Annotated in this window: 17 protein-coding genes and 2 pseudogenes; 12 read left to right on the top strand and 7 right to left on the bottom strand. The window is 71.8% G+C overall.

Going from position 1 to position 22,212, the window contains the following annotated elements; translation table 11 throughout:
• Positions 1 to 331: coiled-coil domain-containing protein (locus ACWEBX_RS06000; RefSeq protein ID WP_451883689.1), on the bottom strand; the 331-nt coding region annotated here is incomplete at its 3' end.
• Positions 332 to 923: 592 nt separating this feature from the next.
• Here ACWEBX_RS06000 and ACWEBX_RS05995 point away from each other — a divergent pair.
• Positions 924 to 1,166 (top strand): annotated as a pseudogene (locus ACWEBX_RS05995) (RNA polymerase sigma factor); the annotation flags it as partial.
• Between the two features lie 4 nt (positions 1,167 to 1,170).
• Positions 1,171 to 1,551: a hypothetical protein gene (locus ACWEBX_RS05990; RefSeq protein WP_451883694.1), complete on the top strand. Its 381-nt coding sequence runs from the start codon at positions 1,171 to 1,173 to the stop codon at positions 1,549 to 1,551.
• A gap of 219 nt (positions 1,552 to 1,770) precedes the next feature.
• On the opposite strand, the pseudogene ACWEBX_RS05985 reads toward ACWEBX_RS05990, so the two are convergent.
• A pseudogene (locus ACWEBX_RS05985) lies at positions 1,771 to 2,040 on the bottom strand (pyridoxamine 5'-phosphate oxidase family protein); the annotation flags it as partial.
• Positions 2,041 to 2,055: 15 nt separating this feature from the next.
• A complete protein-coding gene (locus ACWEBX_RS05980; RefSeq protein ID WP_451883688.1) occupies positions 2,056 to 2,655 on the bottom strand; it encodes a cadmium resistance transporter in 600 nt (199 codons plus the stop codon).
• A 331-nt stretch (positions 2,656 to 2,986) separates the two neighbouring features.
• Between ACWEBX_RS05980 and ACWEBX_RS05975 the strand changes: the two genes are divergently transcribed.
• Positions 2,987 to 3,925: a LysR family transcriptional regulator gene (locus ACWEBX_RS05975; protein ID WP_451883687.1), complete on the top strand. Its 939-nt coding sequence runs from the start codon at positions 2,987 to 2,989 to the stop codon at positions 3,923 to 3,925.
• A 102-nt stretch (positions 3,926 to 4,027) separates the two neighbouring features.
• Positions 4,028 to 5,188, top strand: coding sequence for an NAD-dependent formate dehydrogenase (locus ACWEBX_RS05970; protein ID WP_451883686.1), 1,161 nt, complete (start codon positions 4,028 to 4,030; stop codon positions 5,186 to 5,188).
• Positions 5,189 to 5,255: 67 nt separating this feature from the next.
• Here the strand turns inward: ACWEBX_RS05970 and ACWEBX_RS05965 are convergent, their stop codons facing one another.
• The 3 genes from ACWEBX_RS05965 to ACWEBX_RS05955 all read right to left on the bottom strand — a co-directional run bounded on the left by ACWEBX_RS05965 (position 5,256) and on the right by ACWEBX_RS05955 (position 8,737).
• Entirely contained in the window at positions 5,256 to 5,927 is a 672-nt protein-coding gene (locus tag ACWEBX_RS05965; RefSeq protein WP_451883685.1) for a DUF4389 domain-containing protein, read from the bottom strand.
• A 501-nt stretch (positions 5,928 to 6,428) separates the two neighbouring features.
• Entirely contained in the window at positions 6,429 to 8,087 is a 1,659-nt protein-coding gene (locus tag ACWEBX_RS05960) for an acyl-CoA dehydrogenase family protein (RefSeq protein WP_451883684.1), read from the bottom strand.
• Positions 8,084 to 8,737, bottom strand: a complete 654-nt coding sequence (locus ACWEBX_RS05955) for a TetR/AcrR family transcriptional regulator (protein ID WP_451883683.1) — start codon at positions 8,735 to 8,737, stop codon at positions 8,084 to 8,086. The genes ACWEBX_RS05960 and ACWEBX_RS05955 overlap by 4 nt, the downstream gene beginning before the upstream one ends.
• Positions 8,738 to 8,837: 100 nt before the next feature.
• On the opposite strand from ACWEBX_RS05955, the gene ACWEBX_RS05950 reads away from it, so the two are divergent.
• The 8 genes from ACWEBX_RS05950 to ACWEBX_RS05915 all read left to right on the top strand — a co-directional run bounded on the left by ACWEBX_RS05950 (position 8,838) and on the right by ACWEBX_RS05915 (position 20,108).
• Positions 8,838 to 9,440, top strand: coding sequence for a TetR/AcrR family transcriptional regulator (locus ACWEBX_RS05950; RefSeq protein ID WP_451883682.1), 603 nt, complete (start codon positions 8,838 to 8,840; stop codon positions 9,438 to 9,440).
• A gap of 418 nt (positions 9,441 to 9,858) precedes the next feature.
• On the top strand, positions 9,859 to 10,734 hold the full coding sequence (locus ACWEBX_RS05945; protein WP_451883693.1) for a TauD/TfdA dioxygenase family protein: 876 nt from the start codon (positions 9,859 to 9,861) through the stop codon (positions 10,732 to 10,734).
• Positions 10,735 to 10,811: 77 nt separating this feature from the next.
• Positions 10,812 to 12,203 (top strand): MFS transporter, encoded by a 1,392-nt coding sequence (locus tag ACWEBX_RS05940; RefSeq protein WP_451883681.1) that lies wholly within the window; start codon positions 10,812 to 10,814, stop codon positions 12,201 to 12,203.
• A 178-nt stretch (positions 12,204 to 12,381) separates the two neighbouring features.
• Positions 12,382 to 14,094: an aldehyde dehydrogenase family protein gene (locus tag ACWEBX_RS05935; protein ID WP_451883680.1), complete on the top strand. Its 1,713-nt coding sequence runs from the start codon at positions 12,382 to 12,384 to the stop codon at positions 14,092 to 14,094.
• A 345-nt stretch (positions 14,095 to 14,439) separates the two neighbouring features.
• Positions 14,440 to 16,719: a tetratricopeptide repeat protein gene (locus tag ACWEBX_RS05930; RefSeq protein ID WP_451883679.1), complete on the top strand. Its 2,280-nt coding sequence runs from the start codon at positions 14,440 to 14,442 to the stop codon at positions 16,717 to 16,719.
• A 185-nt stretch (positions 16,720 to 16,904) separates the two neighbouring features.
• On the top strand, positions 16,905 to 17,312 hold the full coding sequence (locus ACWEBX_RS05925; RefSeq protein ID WP_355776206.1) for a YciI family protein: 408 nt from the start codon (positions 16,905 to 16,907) through the stop codon (positions 17,310 to 17,312).
• Positions 17,313 to 17,320: 8 nt separating this feature from the next.
• Positions 17,321 to 18,466, top strand: a complete 1,146-nt coding sequence (locus tag ACWEBX_RS05920; protein ID WP_451883692.1) for an RNA polymerase sigma factor — start codon at positions 17,321 to 17,323, stop codon at positions 18,464 to 18,466.
• A 76-nt stretch (positions 18,467 to 18,542) separates the two neighbouring features.
• Positions 18,543 to 20,108 carry a phytoene desaturase family protein gene (locus ACWEBX_RS05915; protein WP_451883678.1) on the top strand — a complete coding sequence of 522 codons (1,566 nt, stop codon included), beginning with the start codon at positions 18,543 to 18,545 and terminating at the stop codon, positions 20,106 to 20,108.
• Between the two features lie 158 nt (positions 20,109 to 20,266).
• On the opposite strand, the gene ACWEBX_RS05910 is transcribed toward ACWEBX_RS05915, so the two are convergent.
• Positions 20,267 to 22,072 carry a serine hydrolase gene (locus ACWEBX_RS05910; protein WP_451883677.1) on the bottom strand — a complete coding sequence of 602 codons (1,806 nt, stop codon included), beginning with the start codon at positions 22,070 to 22,072 and terminating at the stop codon, positions 20,267 to 20,269.
• Positions 22,073 to 22,212: the final 140 nt, after the last annotated feature.

The following is a 22,212-nucleotide window of genomic DNA, read 5'->3' as shown; positions in this document are numbered from 1 at the left end:
CGCCGGTGCGGTACTGGGCACTGGCCATCGAACCGAGACCGTCACGCAGCTCGTTGAGCTCTTCCTGGCCGCGGGCGACGTTGTCCTGGAGAGCGTTGATCTGCTTCTGCAGCTTCTGCTGCTTCTCCTTGGCGCCGTCGAGCTTCTCGGTGGCCTGCTCGGCCTCTTCGTAGAGCTTGTCGACCTTGGTCTTGACCTCGTCCTTGTCGGGCTTCTCGGACGGCGCGGCATGGGCGGCATTGGCACTGAGGGCAACGGCAGCAGCGGCGGCTGTCGTGAGCACGGTCATACGGGTGCGGCTCGGCTGCTTGGGTCGACGGTGCGACGTCACGAAAGCGAACTCCTTCTTCTTTCGGCCGCCTGCCGAAAACGCCGACGGGCGGTGATCCTTCACTGTCACCCCCAGCGAGTGAACGACCGGGCAAAGGTTCGGATGGCGACTGTAGTGACTCGGTCTTCATGAGAGCAAGTGGCGTTGTAACGAGAGATGTTGAGTGACAGAGACGAGTTACGGCTTCCGCCAGAGCATTGCCGGGTGGGTGGCAGGTGGTGATGTGGATTCGACCGGTCAAGGCGACACTCATGGCTGGCATGCGAAATCCCGGGCACTCGCGCGGCCGGTTGTTGAGCTTCGCCGCGATGGCGTCAAGCTCGTCCTGGCCTAACGTCGACAGGTTTGTTCCTTTGGGCGGATACCGCCGGAGCAGCTCCTCGATCGGTCGGGCGTCGGTGATCTGTGAACGCCACTGGCCTTTCACCGTGCGGTGCTTGTTCTTCCGGATCGGGCGACCACTCCTCCGCCGGCAGGGTCGGCGCCGTCTGCCTCCAACCGGCGCTGTCGCTCTGGCCGGTTGAATCCGAGTCCGTCAAAACGGAGCTGGTTCAGCGGGAACCTTCGGCCGGTTGCCGGACACGTAGAGAGCATGGAACTGAACGACGCTGGTCCCGCCGTACCGGTCGGAGGGATATCCGACCGCGAGCTGTGGGCGAGGGCCGTCGACGGCGACCGGGAGGCGTTCGGCCGGATCTTCGACCGCCATGGGAAGGCCGTCTACAACTATCTGTTCCGGCGGACGGCCGACTGGGCCGAGGCCGAAGACCTCACGTCGACCGTGTTCCTGCATGCCTGGCGTCGGCGATCGGAGACGGTGCTGGACCGCGACTCGGTACGTGCAATGCGAGTCAGAGGGCGACAAGGGCAACAGTCAGGATTCCCCTCCCACGTTCATCAACAATCGCCTGTGGGGCACGGGTCATACGATCGAGTATTTCGACTCCATTCTCGAGTTCGACGGCAAGGGGCAATACCTCGTGTTGGGCGCCGGGCACTACACATCCAACATTGCCAAGATCGCCATCAGTTACGGTGATAATCCGAAGCAGTACCCGGCGGTCATGGCAGGCGGCGCGTTCGTCTACGCGGCGGCTCTCTCCGTCGAAAACCCCGGATCGCACTATGCGGGCCCGAGCCCCTATGTCCACGCCTACAACGCGTCCGGTGAGGAGATCTACAGTCAGGAGAAGGACCCGCAGTTCACCGACAGCCAGTAACTCGGCCATTCGGCCGACCTTATTGCCGCCCGGCGAATTCGAAGGACTACGCGCCAGTCTCGCCGGCGCTGAGGGTGAGCTTGCCCAGATCGACAGATGTTCCCGCAAGCAAACATTTGTCGGTCTCGGTGTGCCTATGACCTGGAGAGCGGCCCGGACAGCCGGCTGCGCCGATACCGCTCGCGTGGTGAACGCGGCGAGCGGGCCCGGCCGGTGCAGATGGGCGGCGAGGCGGGAACCCCGCCCGCGTTCGGCGAAGTCGGCTTCGTAGGCGGCCCGTTCCAGCCCCGTCGTCGTACCCACGATCCGCACCTGAGGTCCGACCGCCGGCCAGTGGAAGTGGGCCGCCACGTTCGGATTCGCGGCGATGTCCAGGCCCTTGCGGCTGTCGGACGGCGTGGCGAAGTACAGGCAGACGTCGTCGATGTCCTTCACGATCAGGACCCGGCTCGACGGCACCCCGGACGAGCCGAGGGTGCACAGGCTCATCGCATGCCACCCGCGCTACAGGCCGAAAGCGCCGCCTTCGACGAGGATGAGCAGGCCGAGGGCGATCAGGACCAGCGGCAACAGGATGTGACCCCACCGGCTGAGTGCCCGGGCGACGACAGGGCGGGTGGCGAAGAACCGTCCGGCGAAACACCACACCGCCACCAGGATCAGGAAGACCGCGGCGTACACGCTCGTCCCGCCCAGGCCGGTGGTGGCGAACACGGGAACGTAGACGCCGATGTTGTCACCGCCGTTGGCGAAGGTGACTGCGGCGACCTCCGACGCCCTGGGACCGTCCCCGCCCGTCTCCTCCCCTTCCTCGTCGGCCTCTTCGCGGTGCTTCCACGCCTGCCACGCCGCCTTCAGACCGAGCGCGAGAGGGAGCAGGCCGAGATAGGGGATCGCCGCCTCGGGCAGAAAGCCGGCGCCGAACGCGGCGGCGACCGCGACGGTGAGGATCGCGGCGAAGCCGAGGTACTGGCCGAGAACGATCCGCCGGGCGGCACCCGGATGCCCGGCCCCCTGCGCGAAGAAGAGGGAGAGGATCAGGATGTCGTCCACGTTGGTGACGGCGAACAGCCCGATCGCCTGCCCGACGATGCCCAGGTCCACAGACGGATGCCCTTCTCGTTTCGAATGCAGGGGAGCGTATCCGGCACCTGCCGACCGTGCCCGAACCGGGTGCGGGAGCGAGGGCCGGGCGGGAGAAAGGGCCGCCGGCAGGGCGGACACCTCCTCGGCGCCCGCTCCTCCACGAAGGGTGCCGGCCCGGCGCCGTCGATCAACCGGTTCCCCGATCCGTCCCGCCCCATCGGCAACCGCCCCGCGTCCGCCCACCGGCGCACGGTTTCCGGACTCACCCGCGGCAGGCGCGGGCCTTGGCCAATGCTGTACGTCGGCACACCCGAACCCTGGAGGCGGAATCCCGCCGTGGAGGACGATCATGCTGCTGCGCCAGCTCGAGTATCTCGTCGCCCTCGCCCGTGAGCGCCACTTCGCCCGCGCCGCGGCGGCCTGCTATGTCTCGCAGCCGTCGCTGTCCGCCGCGATACGGCGTCTGGAACACGATCTGGACGTGCCGATCGTGCGGCGGGGGAGGCGGAAGTACGAGGGCCTGACCCCCGAGGGTGAGGTGGTCCTGGCCTGGGCGCACCGGATCCTGGCCGAACAGGAAGCGCTGCGACAGGAGTTGTCGGCGCTGCGCGGCGGCCTGACCGGCACGCTGCGGCTGGGTGTGGTTCCGACTGCCCTGCCGGTCGCCTCCCTGCTGACCACCCCGTTCTGCGAGCGCCATCCGCGCGCAGGTGTGAGCCTGGAGTCGCTGTCCTCGGTGGAGATCACCCACGGTCTGGCGGAGTTCGAACTGGACGCGGCGATGACCTACCTGGATGACGACACCCTGCGCCAGGTCCGCCGCTTCCCGCTCTACGAGGAGCGGTACATGCTCCTCACCCCGGCCGACGGCCGACTGGGCACCTCGGACACGGTCCGGTGGGCACAGGCGGCGACCTTACCCCTGTGCCTTCTCTCGCCCCGGATGCGCAACCGGCGGATCATCGACGAGTGCTTCGCCGCCGACGGCGCCACCGCCACGCCGGCGATCGAGACGGACAGCGTGGCAGGCCTCTACGCCCACCTCCCCGGCGGCCGTTGGTCCAGCGTGATCTCGCACGCGTGGCTCCACATGTTCGGGGTGCCGGAGGGCATGCGCGTCGTACCCCTGACCGGCCCGGCCCACGGACCCCGTGTCGGGCTCGTGGTCGCGCGCAGCGAACCCGAGTCGGTCCTCGCCGGAGCCCTCGTCACCGTGGCGCGCGAGGCCGGTGTCCGCGACGCGCTCGACACACTGCTGCGCGCCTTCCTGCGCGGGCGCGACTCATAGGAGCCGGCTATGAGGGCATAGCGAAGTTCGCTTTGACCGGTGCGAACGGCCCCGAGGATCGTGAACGGCACCTTCCCGCAACGCCAGTTGAGGAGCCGCGACATGGCCAAGGTGCTCTGCGTCCTGTACGACGACCCCACCGACGGATACCCGACGACTTACGCCCGCGACGACCTCCCCGCCATCGACCACTACCCCGGCGGCCAGACCACCCCCACCCCCGAGGCGATCGACTTCACGCCCGGTCATCTGCTCGGCAGCGTCTCCGGTGAACTCGGCCTGCGCGCCTACCTGGAGAAGGCTGGACACACCCTCGTCGTCACCTCCGACAAGGACGGCGACGGCTCGGTCTTCGACCGGGAGCTGGCCGACGCGGAGGTGGTGATCTCGCAGCCGTTCTGGCCGGCGTACCTGACCGCGGAGCGGATCGCCGCCGCGAAGAACCTGAAGCTGGCCGTCACCGCGGGCATCGGCTCCGACCATGTCGACCTCGACGCCGCGATCGCTCACGGGGTCACGGTCGCCGAGGTGACCTACTGCAACAGCGTCAGTGTCGCCGAGCACGTGGTGATGATGACGCTGTCCCTGGTCCGCAACTACCTGCCGTCCCACCAGGTGGTCCTCGACGGCGGCTGGAACATCGCCGACTGCGTGGCCCGTTCGTACGACCTGGAGGGCATGCACGTCGGAACGGTCGCCGCCGGGCGCATCGGCCTCGCGGTCCTGCGCCGTCTCGCCCCCTTCGACGTCAAGCTGCACTACACCGACCGGCACCGGCTGCCGGAGGAGGTCGAGCGCGAACTGGGGCTGGCCTTCCACCCCTCGGCCGCCGAGATGGTCCCGCACTGCGACGTCGTCACCGTCAACGCCCCTCTGCACCCCGAGACAGCAGGCCTCTTCGGCGACGTCCTCCTGGCGAGGATGAAGCGCGGCGCCTACCTCGTCAACACCGCCCGGGCGAAGATCGTCGACCGGGACGCCGTGGACCGCGCGCTGCGCGGTGGGCAACTGGCGGGCTACGCGGGCGACGTCTGGTACCCGCAGCCGGCCCCGGCCGACCACCCCTGGCGGACCATGCCGCACCACGGCATGACTCCGCACATCTCGGGCTCGTCGTTGTCCGCGCAGGCCCGCTACGCGGCGGGCACCCGCGAGATCCTGGAGTCCTGGTTCGCGGGCCGTCCGATCCGCGACGAGTACCTGATCGCCGATGGCGGGGGGTTGGCCGGAACCGGCGCGCACTCCTACTCCGTCACCAAGTGATCCTCGGGAGGCCACCGCCCGGTGGCCTCCCGCACCGGCCGTCGAGGCCCATGGCAGGGGTTGGCGCTCAGGGGCCCGGCCGCTGCTGGGGAGCAACGGTTTCGGAGCCGCCCTGGTCCAGGCGGAACGGCGGGTAGGCGTCCGTCATCAGAGTGGCATAGGCGGTGACGCGCAGGACCCACCTGTTGAGGCCGATGATCAGGTCGAACAGGTCCTTCGGATACTTCTCGGTGAAGGCCAGGATCACGGCCGCGATGATCGTCAGCAGGCCGATCAGCCCACCGGACCACCATCCGAACTGGGCGCCGCCGAGGAAGAAGCCGATGACCAGGTACTGCGGGATGGCAAGGAGCCACCACTTGACCAGTACCAGGCCGCGGGAGAGCCGTTCCGGGTAGGCGATGTCCAGCCGGGCCGGGTAGTCCGGTTCCTCGCCCAGGCTGAACGGCGGGTACCGGTCGGTGCCCAGGGCGTCGTACGAGTAGTACGAGACCCGCCAACTCCAGCGCAGCACACCCAGGTTGAAGTCGAACAAGCCGCGGGGATAGCGCTCGGTGAACAGGATGGCGAAAAACGCGATCACGGTCACCACGGTGAAGGCGATCCAGAGGAAGAACAGCACCACGTAGTGCGGAATGGCGAGGATCCACTTCACGAGCCACAGCCATCGGGACAGTGGCGAGTCGATACGCGCGTTCACCCGGACCGGGCGCTCCGGCAGTCCCGCCAGGTTCGTCATGGCGATCAGCTCCTTCACCTCGGCAGGGAGTCGCCGAGTGGGCTCATGACCAGCCTGGCTGCTTCCGCCCGATGTCGCGAGGGCAGCGTGGGACCGTACGGGCGCCTGGCGCACTACGCGGCCGGCGGTTCGGGGCGCAGCCGTCCGGACAGGCGGCGGAGCCGAAGGGGCCGCCTGTCACGCCCGGCTCACCCGGGTGGTCCGCCCGGGTGAGTTCCTCAGGTCCAGCATTGGGCGCTCAGCCTTGGTGAGCAAGCGTGCCGGGGCGGGGTGGCTGCGCCGGGTCACGAAGATTTCCCCTGGGAGCGCAGGTCGCGGGCAGCGAGGCGCTGCCCGTCGCTGTCGGCGACGACAGGATTCCAGGCCGTTCCGTCGCCGTCGTCGCCGTCCCACCAGCGCGCGACGTCACGGGCCGGGCCGCGCGCGCCGGATCCGTCGGCTTCAGCGTCCGCTGCCCTGCTCGCAGCCCAGGACCCATTCAAGGCCGGGCCCCGGCGGCCGTCAGGCCGGAAGCCGGTTCAGCACTCCCGCGAAGTCCGTCCCCGGCGGCAGGGTTCCGAAGGCCAGGCCCCGGTCGCCGGCGAGGCGCGACGCGCAGAAGGCGTCGGACACCGCGGGCGGTGCGTGGCGGACGAGCAGGGAAGCCTGGAGGACGAGAGCGGCGCGTTCGGCGACCCGGCGGGCGCGCAGGGGCGCGTCCTCCGTGAGGACGAGTTCGCCCCGCAACTCCCGCCAGGCCGCGTCGAATCGGGGGTCTGCGCCGGTCGCCGCCTCGATCTCCGCGTGGAACGCCTCCAGTGAGTCGGGCTCACGCGTGAGGGCGCGCAGCATGTCGAGGGCGCTGACGTTCCCGGAGCCCTCCCAGATGCTGTTGAGCGGGGCCTCGCGGTACAGCCGGGGCATGCCGGACGCCTCGTCGTAACCGTTGCCGCCGAGGCATTCGAGGGCTTCGGCGACCGCGGCGGGCTGGCGCTTGCACACCCAGTACTTGCCGACGGCCGTTGCCAGACGCAGGAAGGCGCGCTCCCCGCCGTCCCCGCGCTGGGCCCGGTCCGCGGCACCGGCCAGCCGCAGGGCCAGGGTGGTGGCGGCCTCCGACTCCAGTGCCAGATCGGCGAGGACGTTGCGCATGAGCGGCTGGTCGATCAGCTTGGCTCCGAACGCGGAGCGGTGGCGCGCGTGATGGGCGGCCTGGGCGAGGGCCGCACGGGTACCGGCGGCGGAGCCGAGCACGCAGTCCAGGCGGGTCATGGTCACCATCTCGATGATGGTGCGCACGCCCTTGCCCTCGTTGCCGACGAGCCAGGCCACGGTGTCGTCGAACTCGGGCTCGCTGCTGGCGTTGGAGCGGTTGCCGAGCTTGTCCTTCAGTCGCTGGATGCGGAACGTGTTGCGGCTGCCGTCGGGCAGCACACGCGGGACCAGGAAGCAGGAGAGGCCGCCGGGCGCCTGCGCGAGGACGAGGAACAGGTCGTTCATCGGGGCGCTCGTGAACCACTTGTGGCCGCGCAGCCGCCAGGTGCCGTCGCTCTGCTCGGTCGCGGTGGTGGTGTTGGCGCGTACGTCGCTGCCCCCCTGCTTCTCCGTCATGCCCATCCCGGCGAGCAGGCCGGGCTTCTCGGCCGGGGTGCGCAGTCCGGGTTCGTAGACGCGGCTGGTGAGCAGGGGCTCGTAGACCTTGGCGAGTTCGGGGGAGTGCCGCAGGGCGGGGAGCACCGCGTACGTCATCGAGACGGGGCACAGATGGCCGGGCTCCAGCGTCGTGGCCAGCATGAAGCCCGCGGCCCGCGCGACATGGGCGCCGGTACGGTCGTCGGCCCAGGCGGCGCCCGCGAGACCGGCGGTCACCGAGGCGTCCATCAGCGAGTGGTACGCGGGGTGGAAGTCGACCTCGTCCACACGATGGCCGTAGCGGTCGTGGGTGCGCAGTTCCGGCTCGTGGTGGTTGGCCTGGTCCGCCCAGGTCTGCGCCTCCGCGCTGCCGACGTACCGGCCGAACCGGTGGAGGTCGTCGAGGTGCCAGGAAGCGCCCTCGCGGCTCACCCCTTCGAGCAGCACGGGGTCGGCCGCGGCGTCGTGGCCCGTCAACGGCGGCGCCTGGTTGGTCACTTCGTGCGTCACGGCAGTGGGACGGCTGTGTGCGGTGGTGGTCGCGGTCATGAGGGAACCTCCGGTGTGCGGTCGGCGGGGAGGGGCAGGGAGGAGCGGGGAGGAGCGCCCGCGCACCGCAGGGCCATCGCGGTGATTTCCGCGAGGAGTTCGTCGGGCGCCCGCTCGGCCGGGGCGCCGAGCGGGTCCACGAGCACCTCGCCGATCGCGCCGGTGAGCGCCGCGGCGGTGATCTCGCCGTTCTGCGCGGGCAGCAGACCCGCCGCCATCCCCTGTCGCACCACCTCGGCGAACAACGCGCGGTAGCGGCGCCGGAATTCGAGGCGCTCGGCGCCCACCGCGGCCTCGGCCGGGGCCGCGAGCAGGGCGTAGGCCAGGCCGCGGTTCTCCAGGGCCCGGCGCGCGAACACCTCGATTCCGAGGGCGAGCCGTTCGACGGGGTCGCCCTCGCCGTCCAGTACCTCGCCGAGCACCTCCACCTCACGGCCCGCGGCGCGCCGGAACACCTCCACGGCGAGGGCCGCCTTGGACGGGAAGTGCTGGTACACCGAGCCGGCCGAGATCCCGGCCGAGTCGGCGACCGCCGTCACCGACGTCTGGGCCCAGCCCACCTCGGCGACGACCGAGGTGGCGCAGGCGATCAGGTTCTCTCTGGCGGCTTCCAGCCGGCGGATCTCGGAAGGGGTCTTGCGGTACGCCATGAAAGAAGTGAACCACTATTCAGAACTTCCCGCCAGAGCCCGTTCCGCCGCCGAGGGGCGTCGGGAGAACCGGCCCGGGCGCGTCGACTAGGGTCGCGGCATGGCGGAACGGCGGGTGGAAGGCGTACGGCGGGGGCCGGGACGGCCGCGGCAGGAGCACGTCACCGCCGCGGTGCTGGACGCCGTCGTGGCGCTGGTCACGGAGAGCGGCATGGGCGCGCTCACCATGGACGCCGTCGCGGCCCGCGCCGGGGTCAGCAAGCCGGCGATGTACCGGCGCTGGCCCACCAAACAAGACCTCGTCATCGCCGCCGCCGAGTCGCGGATCGGGTCGCTGAGCGTGCCGGACATGGGTGACTTCCGTACGGAGCTGCGGGCCGTCCTGACCGCGCGCATGGAGGCGTACCGGCAGCCCGGTGTCGCCCGTCTGCTCGCCGGGGTGATCGGCGCCTCCGCCGAGGCGGGTGCCGAGCCCGCCGCCTACCGGGCCTACACGGCACGGGTGATGAGCCAGACGCGACACCTGCTGGAACGCGGTGTCGCCCGGGGCGAGGTACGTCCCGACGTCGATCTGGCGGACGCCTCGACCCTGGTCGCGGCCTCGCTGGTGTTCCGGATGGTCGGGGAGCAGCGACTGCCGGACGACGCGCTCGTCGACTCGATGGTGGACATGATCGCCCGAGCGGTGGCCGTCCGGCCTTGACGCCGGACGGCTGAGCCGGCTTTTCCCGGACGCCGGGTGCCGGTCCGCCCGTATCGCCCGAGCGGTGGCCGCATGGTCCTGACGCCGGGCGGCTGACCCGGCTTCTGTCGGATGCCGAGGCCGGCCCGTCCATACGTCGGCCGGCCGGCCGCCCGCCCGTACGTCGGCTGGCTGCCCGCCCGCCCGCCCGTCCGTCGACCGGCCGCCCGGCTCTCCGGCGTGCCCTCGGCATGTCCTCCGGTTGCTCCCGGCCCGCGTAGGTCCCTCGAAATCCACCCGTCGCACCCCCTTGCCTCGCCGCAGCTCAATATCGATACTGCCGGTTACGTATTTGGTTCGCCGTTTGGGAGGAACCCCCGTGCACCCTGTCGCGACCAGTCCCGTCGAGCGCCCGAAGCCCGTCCTGGACAAGCCGCTCATGCACTACGGAAGCCGCGTCCTGGAACGGCTCGCCCCCGGTGCCGAGCCCGCCGCCTACGAGCGCCTGGAGATCGATCCGCTCACCCCGCACTTCGGCGCCGTGCTGGGCGGAGTCGACCTGACCCGCCCGATCGACGACGGGCTCGCCGAGGAGCTGAGGCAGGCGCTGCTGGAGTGGAAGGTGATCTTCTTCCGGAACCAGACCGGCTTCACCGCCGAACACCAGCTCGCGCTCTCTGCCGTCTGGGGCTCCCCGGAGCCGAACCCCTTCTTCCCGAAGACGGGGACCGCCGGTGTCTCCCGCCTCGCCAAGGACGCGAAGGCCGCCGGCAACAAGAACATCTGGCACAGCGACCACTCCTTCATGGCCAACCCGGCACTCGGCTCCGTACTGCGCGCCGTCGAGGTGCCCGCCGCGGGCGGCGACACCTTGTGGGCGGACATGGGCGCCGCCTACGACAACCTCCCCGACGACATGAAGGAGCGCATCGAGCACCTCACCGCCGTCCATGACTGGGAACCCAGTTGGGGCGCGCTTATGAACGACGAGCAGAAGGCCGCCTTCCGTGAGCTGTGGCCGCGCGCCGAGCACCCCGTCGCGGTGCGCCACCCGCGCAGCGGCCGCAGGACCCTGTACGTCAACGAGCCCTTCACCACCCGCATCCAGGGCTTGACGGAGGCGGAGAGCCGCGAACTGCTCGACATCCTGGTGCTCCAGGCGCGCATTCCCGAGTACCAGGTCCGCTTCCACTGGGAGCCCGACTCGATCGCCGTCTGGGACAACATCGCCACCCAGCACTACGCGATCAACGACTACTACCCGCGGCGCCGCGTCATGGAGCGCATCGCCATCGCGGGCGTCCCGCTGTCCTGACCCCGGCCCGGTCCGGCCCGCACCACCCCGACAGGCCTGCCGCGCAAGGCCGTCGTCCCTCTCCGACAGGAGCAACCATGACCGCGGTACCCACCGTGCACCGGCCGGCGGCCGGGACCTCCCCGGCCACCGGCGGCGGCACCCGCGCCTGGACGGTGACCGCGCTGCTCGTCGTCTTCATGATGGTCAACTTCGCGGACAAGTCCGTGCTGGGTCTGGCCGCCGACGAGATCCGCGCCGACCTCGATCTGAGTGCCACTCAGTTCGGGCTCGCCAACAGCGCGTTCTTCCTGCTCTTCTCCGTGGCGGCGGTGGCCGTCGGGCTCGCGGCCGACCGGCTGTCCACGAAGACGCTCATCCTCGTGATGGCCGTCCTGTGGTCGGTGGCCCAGGTACCGGCCGCGTTCGGCGGCGGCCTCGCGGTCCTCGTCGTCTCGCGGATATTCCTCGGCGCGGCGGAAGGGCCCGCGTTCCCCGTGGCCCAGAAGGCCACCCTCGCGTGGTTCCCCGACGAGCGGCGCAACCTGCCCGGCGCGCTGGTCACCTTGGGCGTCACCCTCGGCGTGATCGTCTCCGCGCCCGGACTGTCGTGGGTGATCCAGCACCACGGATGGCGGGCCGCCCTGTGGGTGCTCGCCGCCGCGGGACTGGTGTGGGCGGTGGCCTGGGCGGCACTCGGCGCCGACGGCGGACACACCGTCGGCACGGAGGCCGGTACCAAGGCCGGTACCAAGGTCGGTACCGAGGCCGGTACGGGAGCCAGTACCGAGGCCGGCGCGGCAGCCGATGCGGAGGTCGGTCCGGGTGCGGCCGTCCGGACGCTGGAGACACGGGCGGACGCGCCGTACCGGAAGATCTTCGCCAGCCGTACCTGGATCGGCATCACCCTCGCCTACTTCACCAGCTACTGGTGCGTGGCCCTGATGCTGGTCTGGCTGCCGTCCTATCTGCGCAACGCCCTCGGATACTCGGCCGACGCGGCGGGCACCGTCGTGATCGCCCCCTGGCTCGTCGGGGCCCTCGCACTGCTGGGCCAGGCGGGCGTCACCGGGTGGCTGTTGCGCCGCGGCGTCGGCGGCCGCCGTGCCCGTGGATGGGTGGGCGGCGGACTGCTCGCCCTCGGTGCCGCCTGCTGTCTTGCCCTGCCGCTCGCCGACGGCAGGACGGCGACGAGCGTCCTGGTCGCCCTCGGCTTCGGCCTCGGCGGCTCGTACGCGACGATCGCCGCGACCACCGTCGCCGAACTCGCCCCGCCGTCTCGCGCGGGCGGCGCCCTGGGCACGATGAACGCGGTGGTCACCGCGGCCGGACTCGCCGCGCCCGCCGTCGTCGGAGCGCTCGTCGACGCCCGGGGCACCGGCGGATACCGGAGCGCCGTCCTGCTGTCCGGGCTGCTCCTGGCTCTCGGCGCCACCGCCTCCTTCCTGCTGGTCGACCCGCGGCGGGACATCGCCCGGCTGGACGGCTGACCCTCGAAGCCAAGGCCCGGGCCATCTTCCCGGTCCACCAGTCCGGCCACGGGTCCGGTCCACCAGTCCGGCCACCGGCCCAGTCCACCAGCCCGGCCACCGTTCCGGGCCACCAGCCCCGTTCAAGCGCGCGCCGACCCCTCGCCCCAACCGCGCCCCAAATCAAAGGAGTTGCCCCTTGAGCATCGCCCCGGCCCTCGACACCGCCTCCCTCGACCGCGCGCTCGCCGACCTGCGCGCGAACGCCGCGATCTGGACCGCCACCCCGCTGTCGCAGCGGATCGGCCTGCTGGAGCGCATGCTCCCGCGGATCGACGCCGCCGCGCCCGCCATGGTCGCCGACGCGGCCCGCGCCAAGGGCTACGACGCGACGGCCGGCTGGGCCGCCGAGGACTGGGTGACCGCGCCCTGGGCGCTCGCCCAGACCGTGGGCGCGTACCTCCACGTCCTGCGCAGGATCGCCGCGGGGAAGGAACCGCTCCCCGCCCGAGCCGTTCGTGACCGGGGCGGCCGGACCGTGGTCGACGTGTTCCCGGCCGGCGTCACCGACCGTCTCCTGCTCAACGGCTTCTCGGCGCAGGTGTGGATCCAGCCGGGAACGACGCCCGAGCAGGTACGGGAGCGTGCCGCGGGGCCGTACCGGGGAACCGCGTCCCGCCCGGCCGTCGGGCTGGTGCTCGGCGCGGGGAACGTACCGGCGATCACCCCGCTCGACGTCCTGCACAAGCTGTACGCGGAAGGGCAGGTCGTCCTCGCCAAGACGAACCCGGTCAACGGCTACCTCCGCCCCCACTTCGAGAGGGTCTTCGAGGAGTTCGTGGACCGCGGCTGGGTCCGTTTCGTCGACGGGGGAGCGGAGGCGGGCGCCTATCTCACCGCCCACGACCACGTCGACGCCATCCATGTCACCGGCAGCGAACGCACCCATGACGCCATCGTCTGGGGTACGGACGAACGGGCCGACGAGCGCCGCCGCGAGAACGCGCCCCGCACAGGCAAGCCCCTCACGAGCGAACTGGGCGGTGTGAGTCCCTGCATCGTCACACCGGGGCCGTGGAGCGCGGCCGACTTCCGCTACCAGGCCGAACACATCGTGACCAGCAAGATGAACAACTCCGGCCACAACTGCGTCGCCACCCAGATCCTCCTCGTGCCCCGCGACTGGGACGGCACCGAACGGCTGCTCACCGAGATCCGCCGGCTGCTGCGCGATCTGCCGCCCCGCAGCGACTACTATCCCGGCGCGGCCGACCGCCTGGACATGGTGACCCGGGCCCACCCGGAGGCCGAGGCACTCGGCGACGGAGCCTGCCGCCTCCTCGTGCCCGACATCACCGACCCGGACGACCCGATGCTGACCGACGAGGTGTTCGCCAGCGCCCTGGGCGTCGTCCGGCTGCCCGGCGAGGACGCGTCCCAGTTCCTGCCCGCGGCGGTCGAGTTCGCCGACACCCGGCTCCCCGGCACGCTCGGAGCGACCCTGCTGATCCACCCCCGCACCGAGCGCGCACACCGGGCCGCCGTGAACGAGGCTGTCTCAGCGCTGCGTTACGGCACGCTCGGCGTCAACTGCTGGTCGGCGTTCGGCTTTCTGCTCGGCTACACGCCGTGGGGTGCGTTCCCGGGACACACGCGGCAGGACATCGGCAGCGGCACAGGGTTCGTCCACAACGCCTTCATGCTGGAGGACGTGGAGAAGACCGTGCTGCGGGCACCCTTCGCGCCCGCGCCACGCGGCCTCCTCGACGGGTCGCCCTCCCTCTCGCCCCGGCCGCCGTACTTCGTGACCAACCGCACGGGCCGCACGACGATGCGCCGGCTCACCGCCTACGCCGCGAGGCGCAAGGTGTCCGCACTGCCCGGCATCTTCCTGTCGGCCCTGCGCGGCTGAGCGTCCCGCCCGGCGGAGCGCCGTCCTCGCCGGCGCGTACGCCCTCGTGGGGCGTGCGCGCCGGGTCCGCGCGCCCTCTCCTGACGTCGTGCGCCCACGCCCTGCGCGGCAGCCCCGCACCGGTGCCCGTCGCCGTGATCCGGCGCCGGGCGTCATGGGCACCACGGCGCGCTGTGTCCCCGTACGGCCGCGCCGGCGACGCCCGGCCGGAGACATTCTCCCGGCCGTGTCACGGCTCGGCCCCGGCTCGCCCGCGCCGCCGTACAAAGTTGGTTGATCGCTCGTCATACTGGACGAGGCCGGGGGCGGGCTCGGGGCCGAGCATGACGGGGGCGATCTCAGGCGATGGCGGAGAGCAGGCTGATCCAGGGCCGGTACCGGCTCCTCGATCCGATCGGGCGCGGCGGCATGGGAGAGGTGTGGCGGGCGCGGGACGAATCACTGGGCCGCCAGGTGGCCGTCAAGTGCCTCAAGCCGCTCGGCCCGCACCATGATCCGTCCTTCGCCCGTGTCCTGCGCGAGCGGTTCCGGCGCGAGGCCAGGGTCGCCGCGTCCCTTCAGCACCGCGGCGTCACCGTCGTCCACGACTTCGGCGAGTCCGACGGGGTGCTGTACCTGGTGATGGAACTGCTGGAGGGACACAACCTCGGCCAACTCCTGGAGGACAACCGGCCTCGTCCGCTGGCGGTGGACGACATCGTCGACATCGCCGACCAGGTGACCGCCGCGCTCGCCTACACCCACCAACAAAGCATCGTGCACCGTGACTTGAAGCCGGCCAACATCATGCGGCTGACCGACGGCACCGTGAAGATCTGCGACTTCGGCATCGCCCGCCTCGGCCACGACATCGGGTTCACCTCGCGGCTCACCGGCACCGGCGTCGCGATGGGCACCCCGCACTACATGTCGCCGGAACAGCTCAGCGGCGCGGAGGTCGACCAGCGCAGCGACCTCTACTCCTTCGGGTGCGTGCTCTACGAGATCGCCACCGGAGCCCCGCCGTTCGACCTCGGCGACGCCTGGGCCATCCTCGTCGGCCACCGCGACACCGTGCCCGAGCCGCCGCGCAGCCACCGGGCCGACATTCCCGAGTACCTGGAGCGGATCATCCTCGACCTGCTCGCCAAACGGCCCGAACAGCGCCCGCCGGACGCCGGCGAACTCGCCCGTCGCATCACCGCCGGGCGCACCACGCCGATGTACGTGCCGACCGTGGTCGCCCCGGCCCCGCCGCGCCCCGGAGCCGAACGCAACTCCGCGGCACCGCGGTTCCCGTCCCGGCCCGAGCAGCCGCCCTCCCGCGCGCCCCGGCTGCCGTCCTGGACCCAGGGCATGACGACCGGCCACAAGGCCACCGGAGCGGGATGGCGCGGCACGCCGCCCGACGCGTCCGCCGGTCTCACGGGAGAGTGGACCGCCCGCCCCTCCACCGCCGTTCCGCCCCTCCCCGGACGCGGCGAACCACCCGCTCCCGCCGCGGAGGCGATCACCGCCCTGGCGAGCCGGCACGACTCCGGTCTGAGCCTCGGACGGCTCGGCCGGTGGACCGAGGCGGGCGAGATCCACCGTTCGGTCGCCGCCGAACGGGAGCGACTGCTCGGGCCCGACCACCCGGACACGCTCGCCAGCCGGTACGAGGTCGGCTTCACCCTCAGCCGCACCGGACGCCCCGGCGAAGCACTCGGCGAGTACGCGCGTGTCGCCCAGGCCAGAGAGCGGGTGCTCGGCGTCGACCACCCCGACACCCTGGCCGCGCGACAGGAAATGGCCTACGTGCTCGGCCAGTTGGGCCGCCACTTCGAGGCGCACCAGGCCTATACGTCGGTCCTCGCCGCCCGGCAGCGCGCGATGGGGCCCGACCACCCGGACACCCTGCGCTGCCGCCACAATCTCGCCTTCAACCTCAGCAGACTCGGACGCCTGGAAGACGCGTACCGCATGGCGGCCGAAGTCGCCGCGGCCCGCGCCCGGGTGCTCGGCCCGGCCCACCCGGACACCCTCGTCACCCGTTACGAAGTCGCGTACGTGCTCGGCCAGTTGGGACGCTGGCCCGAGGCGCTGCACACGTATCAGGAGGTGGCCGCGACGCGTACGGGGGCGCTCGGCCCCGACCATCCGGACACGCTCGCCGCCCGCTACGAGGTGGGCATCTGCCTGGGCAGACTCGGCCACAGCGTCCAGGCGCTGGAGCTGTACCGCTCGCTCGTCGGCGACCGCACCCGCGCGCAGGGCCCCACCCACCCCGAGACCCTGCGCGCCCGGCACGGGCTCGGGGTGAACCTCGGCCGCCTCGGCCGCTGGGAGGAGGCCCTCGCCGAGTCCCGTGACGTGTGCGCCATCCGTGAGCGCGCCCTCGGGGCCGACCACCCCGACACCCTCGTCAGCCGCCGCGAGGTAGCCGTCGGACTCGGCTGGCTCGGGCGCTGGGCCGACGCCCTCACCGAGTACCGGAGTGTCGCGGCCGCCCGCGAGCGGGTGCTCGGGGCCGACCACCCCGACACCCTCGCGAGCCGCACCGACGAGGCGCACTGCCTGGAGCAGCTCGGGCACGGACGGGACGCGGCGGAGCTGTACCGCAGGGTGGCCGCACTGCGCGGGCGGCGCGCGGCCCAGGGGCGCTGACCGCCCGACCGGGTGCGGCGGCGGCCCACCGGAAGCCACGCCGACCTGCGGTTCTCCACGGGATGCCGCACGTGATTGTCGAAGAGGGAAAAAATCTTGGCCGGTGATGTCGAGAACCCGTGGCCCGCTCCGTCCCAGCAGTGAAGGCGACCACAATGGGTCGCATCCGTACCGAGGAGATCACCATGGCCAAGTACCTGCTGCTCAAGCACTACCGGGGCGCCCCGGCCGCGGTCAACGACGTACCCATGGACCAGTGGAAGCCTGAGGAGATCACCGACCACATCCAGTACATGAACGACTTCGCGGCCCGGCTGGAGAAGACCGGCGAGTTCGTCGACGGCCAGGCGCTCGCCCCCGAGGGCCAGTGGGTCCGCTACGACGGCGAGGGCCGCCCGCCGGTCACCGACGGCCCGTTCGCCGAGACCAAGGACCTCATCGCCGGCTGGATGGTGATCGACGTCGACAGCCACGAGCGCGCCGTCGAGCTGGCCGGAGAACTGTCGGCCGCCCCCGGCGCGGGCGGCGAGCCGATCCACGAGTGGCTCGAGGTGCGCCCGTTCCTGACCGCCCACCCCACGGTCACGGAGTGACCCCACCCATGGACGAGGCCCTGCTCCGGAGCCTCACCCCGAGCGTGCTCGCCGTCCTCGTCCGCCGCGGAGCCGACTTCGCGGCGGCCGAGGACGCCGTGCAGGACGCGCTCGTCGAGGCCGTCCGCGTCTGGCCGGCCGACCGCCCGCGGGACCCCAAGGGCTGGCTGGTCACCGTGGCCTGGCGCCGGTTCCTCGACGCGACCCGGGCGGACGCCGCCCGGCGTCGGCGCGAGGACCTCGTCGAGGAGGAACCGGTGGCCGGACCCGCGGCCTCGGTGGACGACACGCTCCAGCTCTACTTCCTGTGCGCCCACCCGTCGCTGACACCGTCGTCCGCCGTCGCGCTCACCCTGCGGGCCGTCGGCGGGCTCACCACCCGTCAGATCGCCCAGGCCTACCTGGTGCCCGAGGCGACCATGGCGCAGCGCATCAGCCGCGCCAAGCGCACGGTGTCCGGCGTGCGGCTCGACCGGCACGGTGACGTCGCCACCGTGCTGCGCGTCCTCTACCTGGTCTTCAACGAGGGCTACTCCGGCGACGTCGACCTCGTCGCCGAGGCCATCCGGCTCACCCGGCAGCTCGCGGCCCAGGCCGACCACCCCGAGGTGGCCGGCCTGCTCGCCCTCATGCTGCTCCACCACGCCCGGCGCGCCGCCCGGACCGCGCCCGACGGCAGCCTGGTGCCGCTGGCCGAGCAGGACCGCGGCCTGTGGGACACCACGGCGATCGCCGAGGGCGTCGCGATCCTCCAGACGGCCCTCGCCCGCGACCGGCTGGGAGAGTTCCAGGCCCAGGCCGCCATCGCCGCCCTCCACGCCGACGCCCCCGTCGCCGAGGAGACCGACTGGATCCAGATCGTCGAGTGGTACGACGAACTCGCGCGCCTGACCGACAGCCCCGTCGTCCGGCTCAACCGCGCGGTGGCCGTCGGCGAGGCCGACGGGCCGCGTGCCGGACTCGCCGCGCTCGCGGAACTGGACGACTCGCTGCCCCGCCACACCGCGGTGGCCGCGTACCTCCACGAGCGCGACGGGGACCTGACGAAGGCGGCACGGCTGTACGCGGAGGCCGCGCGCAAGGCGCCCGACCTGGCCGAGCGCGACCATCTGACCCGCCAGGCCGCCCGCCTCAACACCCGCCGGGGAGGCTGACGGACCGATCCGTACGGCTGCCGCCGCTTGCCGCGCACCCCTGGCCGCCGTAGATCATCACGTGCTACGAAGAAGCATGCCTGTACACGAGGGATATGACGCCGTGATCGTCGGCGGAGGCCACAACGGACTGGTCGCCGCCGCCTACCTGGCGCGGGCCGGGCAGTCCGTGCTGGTGCTGGAGCGCCTGGGGAACACCGGGGGAGCCGCCGTGTCCACCCGGCCGTTCGCCGGGGTCGACGCGCGGCTGTCGCGCTACTCGTACCTGGTGAGCCTGCTGCCCCGGAAGATCGTGCGGGACCTGGGCCTCGACTTCCGGGTCCGGGGCCGGACCGTCTCCTCGTACACCCCCGTGGAGCGCGACGGACGGCCCACCGGACTGCTCGTCGGCGGCGGCGAGCGGCGCACCCGCGAGGCGTTCGCCAAGCTGACGGGATCGGAGCGCGAGTACGAGGCGTGGCAGCGCTTCTACGGGATGACCGGCCGGGTCGCCCAGCGTGTGTTCCCGACGCTCACCGAACCGCTGCCCACCCGCGAGGAGCTGAGGGTGCGCGTGGACGACGAGGACGCCTGGAGGATCCTCTTCGAGGAACCGGTCGGCACGGCCGTCGAGGAGTACTTCGCCGACGACCTCGTGCGCGGTGTCGTGCTCACCGACGCGCTCATCGGCACCTTCGCCGACGCCCACGACCCGTCGCTGCGGCAGAACCGCTGCTTCCTCTACCACGTGATCGGCGGCGGCACCGGGGCCTGGGACGTGCCCGTCGGCGGAATGGGCGCCCTCACCGACGCGATCACGGGCGCGGCGCGCGCGGCGGGTGCCGTGATCGAGACCGGCCACGAGGTGCTGCGGATCGACACGGACGGCCGCTCCGCCGAGATCACCTATCGCACGGCCGACGGCGAGGGTGTCGTCGCCGCCCGTCACGTGCTGGTGAACGCCTCGCCGCAGGAGCTGGCCCACCTCACGGGAGACGAGCCGCCGTCCCCCGCGGAGGGCGCGCAGCTCAAGGTGAACATGCTGCTCAAGCGGCTGCCGAGGCTCCGCGACACCTCCGTCGACCCGCGTGAGGCGTTCTCCGGGACCTTCCACATCGCGGAGGGGTACGAGCAACTGGCGACCGCCCACGCGCAGGCCGCGGCCGGTGAACTGCCCACCGCCCCGCCCTCCGAGATCTACTGCCATTCGCTCACCGATCCCAGCATCCTCGGCAAGGACCTCGTCGAGCGGGGCTACCAGACCCTCACGCTCTTCGGCCTCCACACGCCCGCCCGGCTGTTCGAGCGGGACAACGACGCCGTGCGCGATGAGTTGCTGAAGTCGACGCTGGCGCAGCTCGACGCGCACCTCGCCGAGCCGCTCGCCGACTGTCTGGCCACCGACGCGGACGGCCGGCCGTGCATCGAGGCGAAGACCCCGCTCGACCTGGAGCGGGACCTGCGGCTGCCGGGCGGCAACATCTTCCACCGCGACCTCGCCTTCCCCTACGTCCAGGAGGACACGGGCCGCTGGGGCGTGGAGACCCGGCACGCCAACGTGATGCTGTGCGGGGCGGGCGCGGTGCGCGGCGGCGGGGTGAGCGGGGTCCCGGGCCACAACGCGGCGAAGGCCGTACTGGAGTCACTGGACCGGAAGGGCTAGCCGAAGGCCGCTGTCAGGGCGTCCCTGCGAGGAGCGGGCGTGCCTCGGCCGGGAGGGGGGTGCGCCCCCGGGGAGAGCGCGTGCTCCCGCCGGGAGCGGGCGCACCTCCGTCGAGTGGGGGCGCACCTCCGTCGGGCGTGAGCACCCCCGTCCTGCCGTCAGTCCTCGGACGGCACCCACCCCACCGCCTCGATCCGCCCGCTGTCCGCGGGGTGTGACTCGTCGAAGAGGGTGCGGTCGCCGGACTCGACCCGCAGCCCGTCGACGTACGCGCCACGGCCGACGTACAGCCGGTCGGTCGTGTACCGCCAGCGGAGCGTGAGCGCGGCCGAGTCCGGCAGGTCGGCGCCGAGCCGGTGCCAGGCACGTCCCGACCATCCGGTGGCCGTGCCCGCCGGATGGTCCTGCGGGTCGTCGGGTTGCCGCCGGGTCGTGAAGGGGACCGGTTCCCAGGTCGCGCCGCCGTCGGCGGAGGCTTCCAGGAACAGCACGTCCGATCCGGGTTCGGTGTCCCACCACAGCGCGCAGCGAAGACGGGCGGGACCGGCGGTGGTGTCGAGCGCGGGCAGGGTCAGGGTCGCCGTGGTCGTGCTCGCCATCCCGGAGAACCAGGACGTACGGCCGTGCGCGGGACGCACCGCGACGGCTCGCGCGAGGTTGTTTCCGGCGGCGACCCGGGGAGCGGAGCCGGATCGCCATGTGCGCACGGGGTGGACGGAGTTGCCGAGGACGATCAGGAAGGAGTCGGTCGTCGGGTCCAGGACGAGTGATGTGCCGGTGAAGCCGGTGTGCCCGGCGGTGCGCGGTGTCGCCATCGCGCCCATGTACCAATGCTGGTAGAGCTCGAAGCCGAGGCCGTGCTCGTCGCCGGGGAAGGCGGTGTTGTAGTCGGTGAACATCAGGTCCACCGACTCCGGCCGCAGGATGCGCGCCTTGCCGTACGCGCCGCCGTTCAGGAGTGTGCGCCCGAGGACCGCCAGGTCCCAGGCGCTGGAGAAGACCCCGGCGTGACCGGCGACCCCGCCCAGGGAGTACGCGTTCTCGTCGTGGACCTCGCCCCACACGAGCCCGCGGTCCAGTCCCGACCACGGGAGCCGGGCGTCCTCGGTGGCGGCGATCCGCGGCTTCCAGGAGGCGGGCGGGTTGTAGCGGGTGCGGTCCATGCCGAGGGGGCCGGTGATCTCGTCACGCAGCAGGGTGTCGAGGGTCCGGCCGGTGATCCTCTCCAGGACGAGCTGGAGCGAGATCAGGTTCAGGTCGGAGTACAGATACGCGGTGCCGGGCGCGCTGGCGGGCTTCTCGTCCCAGATGAGCTGGAGCTTTCCCTCGCGCGTCGGCGCCTTGTACAGCGGGATCCAGGAGCGGAACCCGGAGGTGTGGGTGAGCAGTTGACGGATGGTCACGCCCTGCTTGCCGCCGCCCGCGAACTCCGGGAGGTACGAGGCGACGGTGGCCTCCAGTTCCAGCGCCTCACGTTCCAGTTGCTGCACGGCGAGGATGGAGGTGAACAGCTTGGACACGGAGGCGAGGTCGTAGACCGTGTCCCCGGACACCGGGATCTGCTGTTCGGCGGGGAACTCGATGCCGGTGTCGGTCTTCTCGTCGTACGCCGCGTAGCGCACGGCCATGCCGATCGGCTCGTGCAGGGCCACGGTGCCGCCCCGGCCCGCGAGCAGGACGGCACCGGCGTACCAGGGGTGTCGGGGCGAGGGGCCGAGGAACGCCTGCGCGTCCGCGACGAGTTGGCGCAGATGGCCGGTGAGCAGTCCGGCCTGCCCGGGCGTGCCGTGCCGCAGCGTGCGGTGGCCCTTCCCCGCCGAGGCCGCCGCCGGTCCCGCGGGGAAGGGGGCGAGAGCCAGCGCCCCGCCCATCGCCAGTACGCCTCTGCCCCACTGCCGGCGGGTCGGTCCGCCGCCCGCTCTGTCCTGTGTGCCGTTCGCCGGGTCCTTGACGCCTTCGCTCATCGGAAGCCTCTCGCTCGCGTCGCCTGAAAGTATCTTTCCGGGTCTGCCGTGCCGAGTGAAACTTTCCCGTCATGGGTGGGCGTGTCAACCCTCCCCGAGGGGCGCCGAGGTATCTGACGGAGTATCAGAAAAGGCCTTCC

The organism is Streptomyces sp. NPDC005070, from assembly GCF_053600395.1.
Note: the sequence above shows the minus strand (reverse complement) of the source record. Positions and strands in the feature narration are given on the sequence as shown.

Excerpts from the sequence above, each read along its gene's own strand:
- ACWEBX_RS05975 (WP_451883687.1), top strand. The coding sequence starts at position 2,987 with ATGCTGCTGCGCCAGCTCGAGTATCTCGTCGCCCTCGCCCGTGAGCGC.
- ACWEBX_RS05970 (WP_451883686.1), top strand. The coding sequence starts at position 4,028 with ATGGCCAAGGTGCTCTGCGTCCTGTACGACGACCCCACCGACGGATAC.
- ACWEBX_RS05965 (WP_451883685.1), bottom strand. The coding sequence starts at position 5,927 with ATGACGAACCTGGCGGGACTGCCGGAGCGCCCGGTCCGGGTGAACGCG.
- ACWEBX_RS05960 (WP_451883684.1), bottom strand. The coding sequence starts at position 8,087 with ATGACCGCGACCACCACCGCACACAGCCGTCCCACTGCCGTGACGCAC.
- ACWEBX_RS05955 (WP_451883683.1), bottom strand. The coding sequence starts at position 8,737 with ATGGCGTACCGCAAGACCCCTTCCGAGATCCGCCGGCTGGAAGCCGCC.
- ACWEBX_RS05950 (WP_451883682.1), top strand. The coding sequence starts at position 8,838 with ATGGCGGAACGGCGGGTGGAAGGCGTACGGCGGGGGCCGGGACGGCCG.
- ACWEBX_RS05945 (WP_451883693.1), top strand. The coding sequence starts at position 9,859 with ATGCACTACGGAAGCCGCGTCCTGGAACGGCTCGCCCCCGGTGCCGAG.
- ACWEBX_RS05940 (WP_451883681.1), top strand. The coding sequence starts at position 10,812 with ATGACCGCGGTACCCACCGTGCACCGGCCGGCGGCCGGGACCTCCCCG.
- ACWEBX_RS05930 (WP_451883679.1), top strand. The coding sequence starts at position 14,440 with ATGGCGGAGAGCAGGCTGATCCAGGGCCGGTACCGGCTCCTCGATCCG.
- ACWEBX_RS05925 (WP_355776206.1), top strand. The coding sequence starts at position 16,905 with ATGGCCAAGTACCTGCTGCTCAAGCACTACCGGGGCGCCCCGGCCGCG.
- ACWEBX_RS05920 (WP_451883692.1), top strand. The coding sequence starts at position 17,321 with ATGGACGAGGCCCTGCTCCGGAGCCTCACCCCGAGCGTGCTCGCCGTC.
- ACWEBX_RS05915 (WP_451883678.1), top strand. The coding sequence starts at position 18,543 with ATGCCTGTACACGAGGGATATGACGCCGTGATCGTCGGCGGAGGCCAC.
- ACWEBX_RS05910 (WP_451883677.1), bottom strand. The coding sequence starts at position 22,072 with ATGAGCGAAGGCGTCAAGGACCCGGCGAACGGCACACAGGACAGAGCG.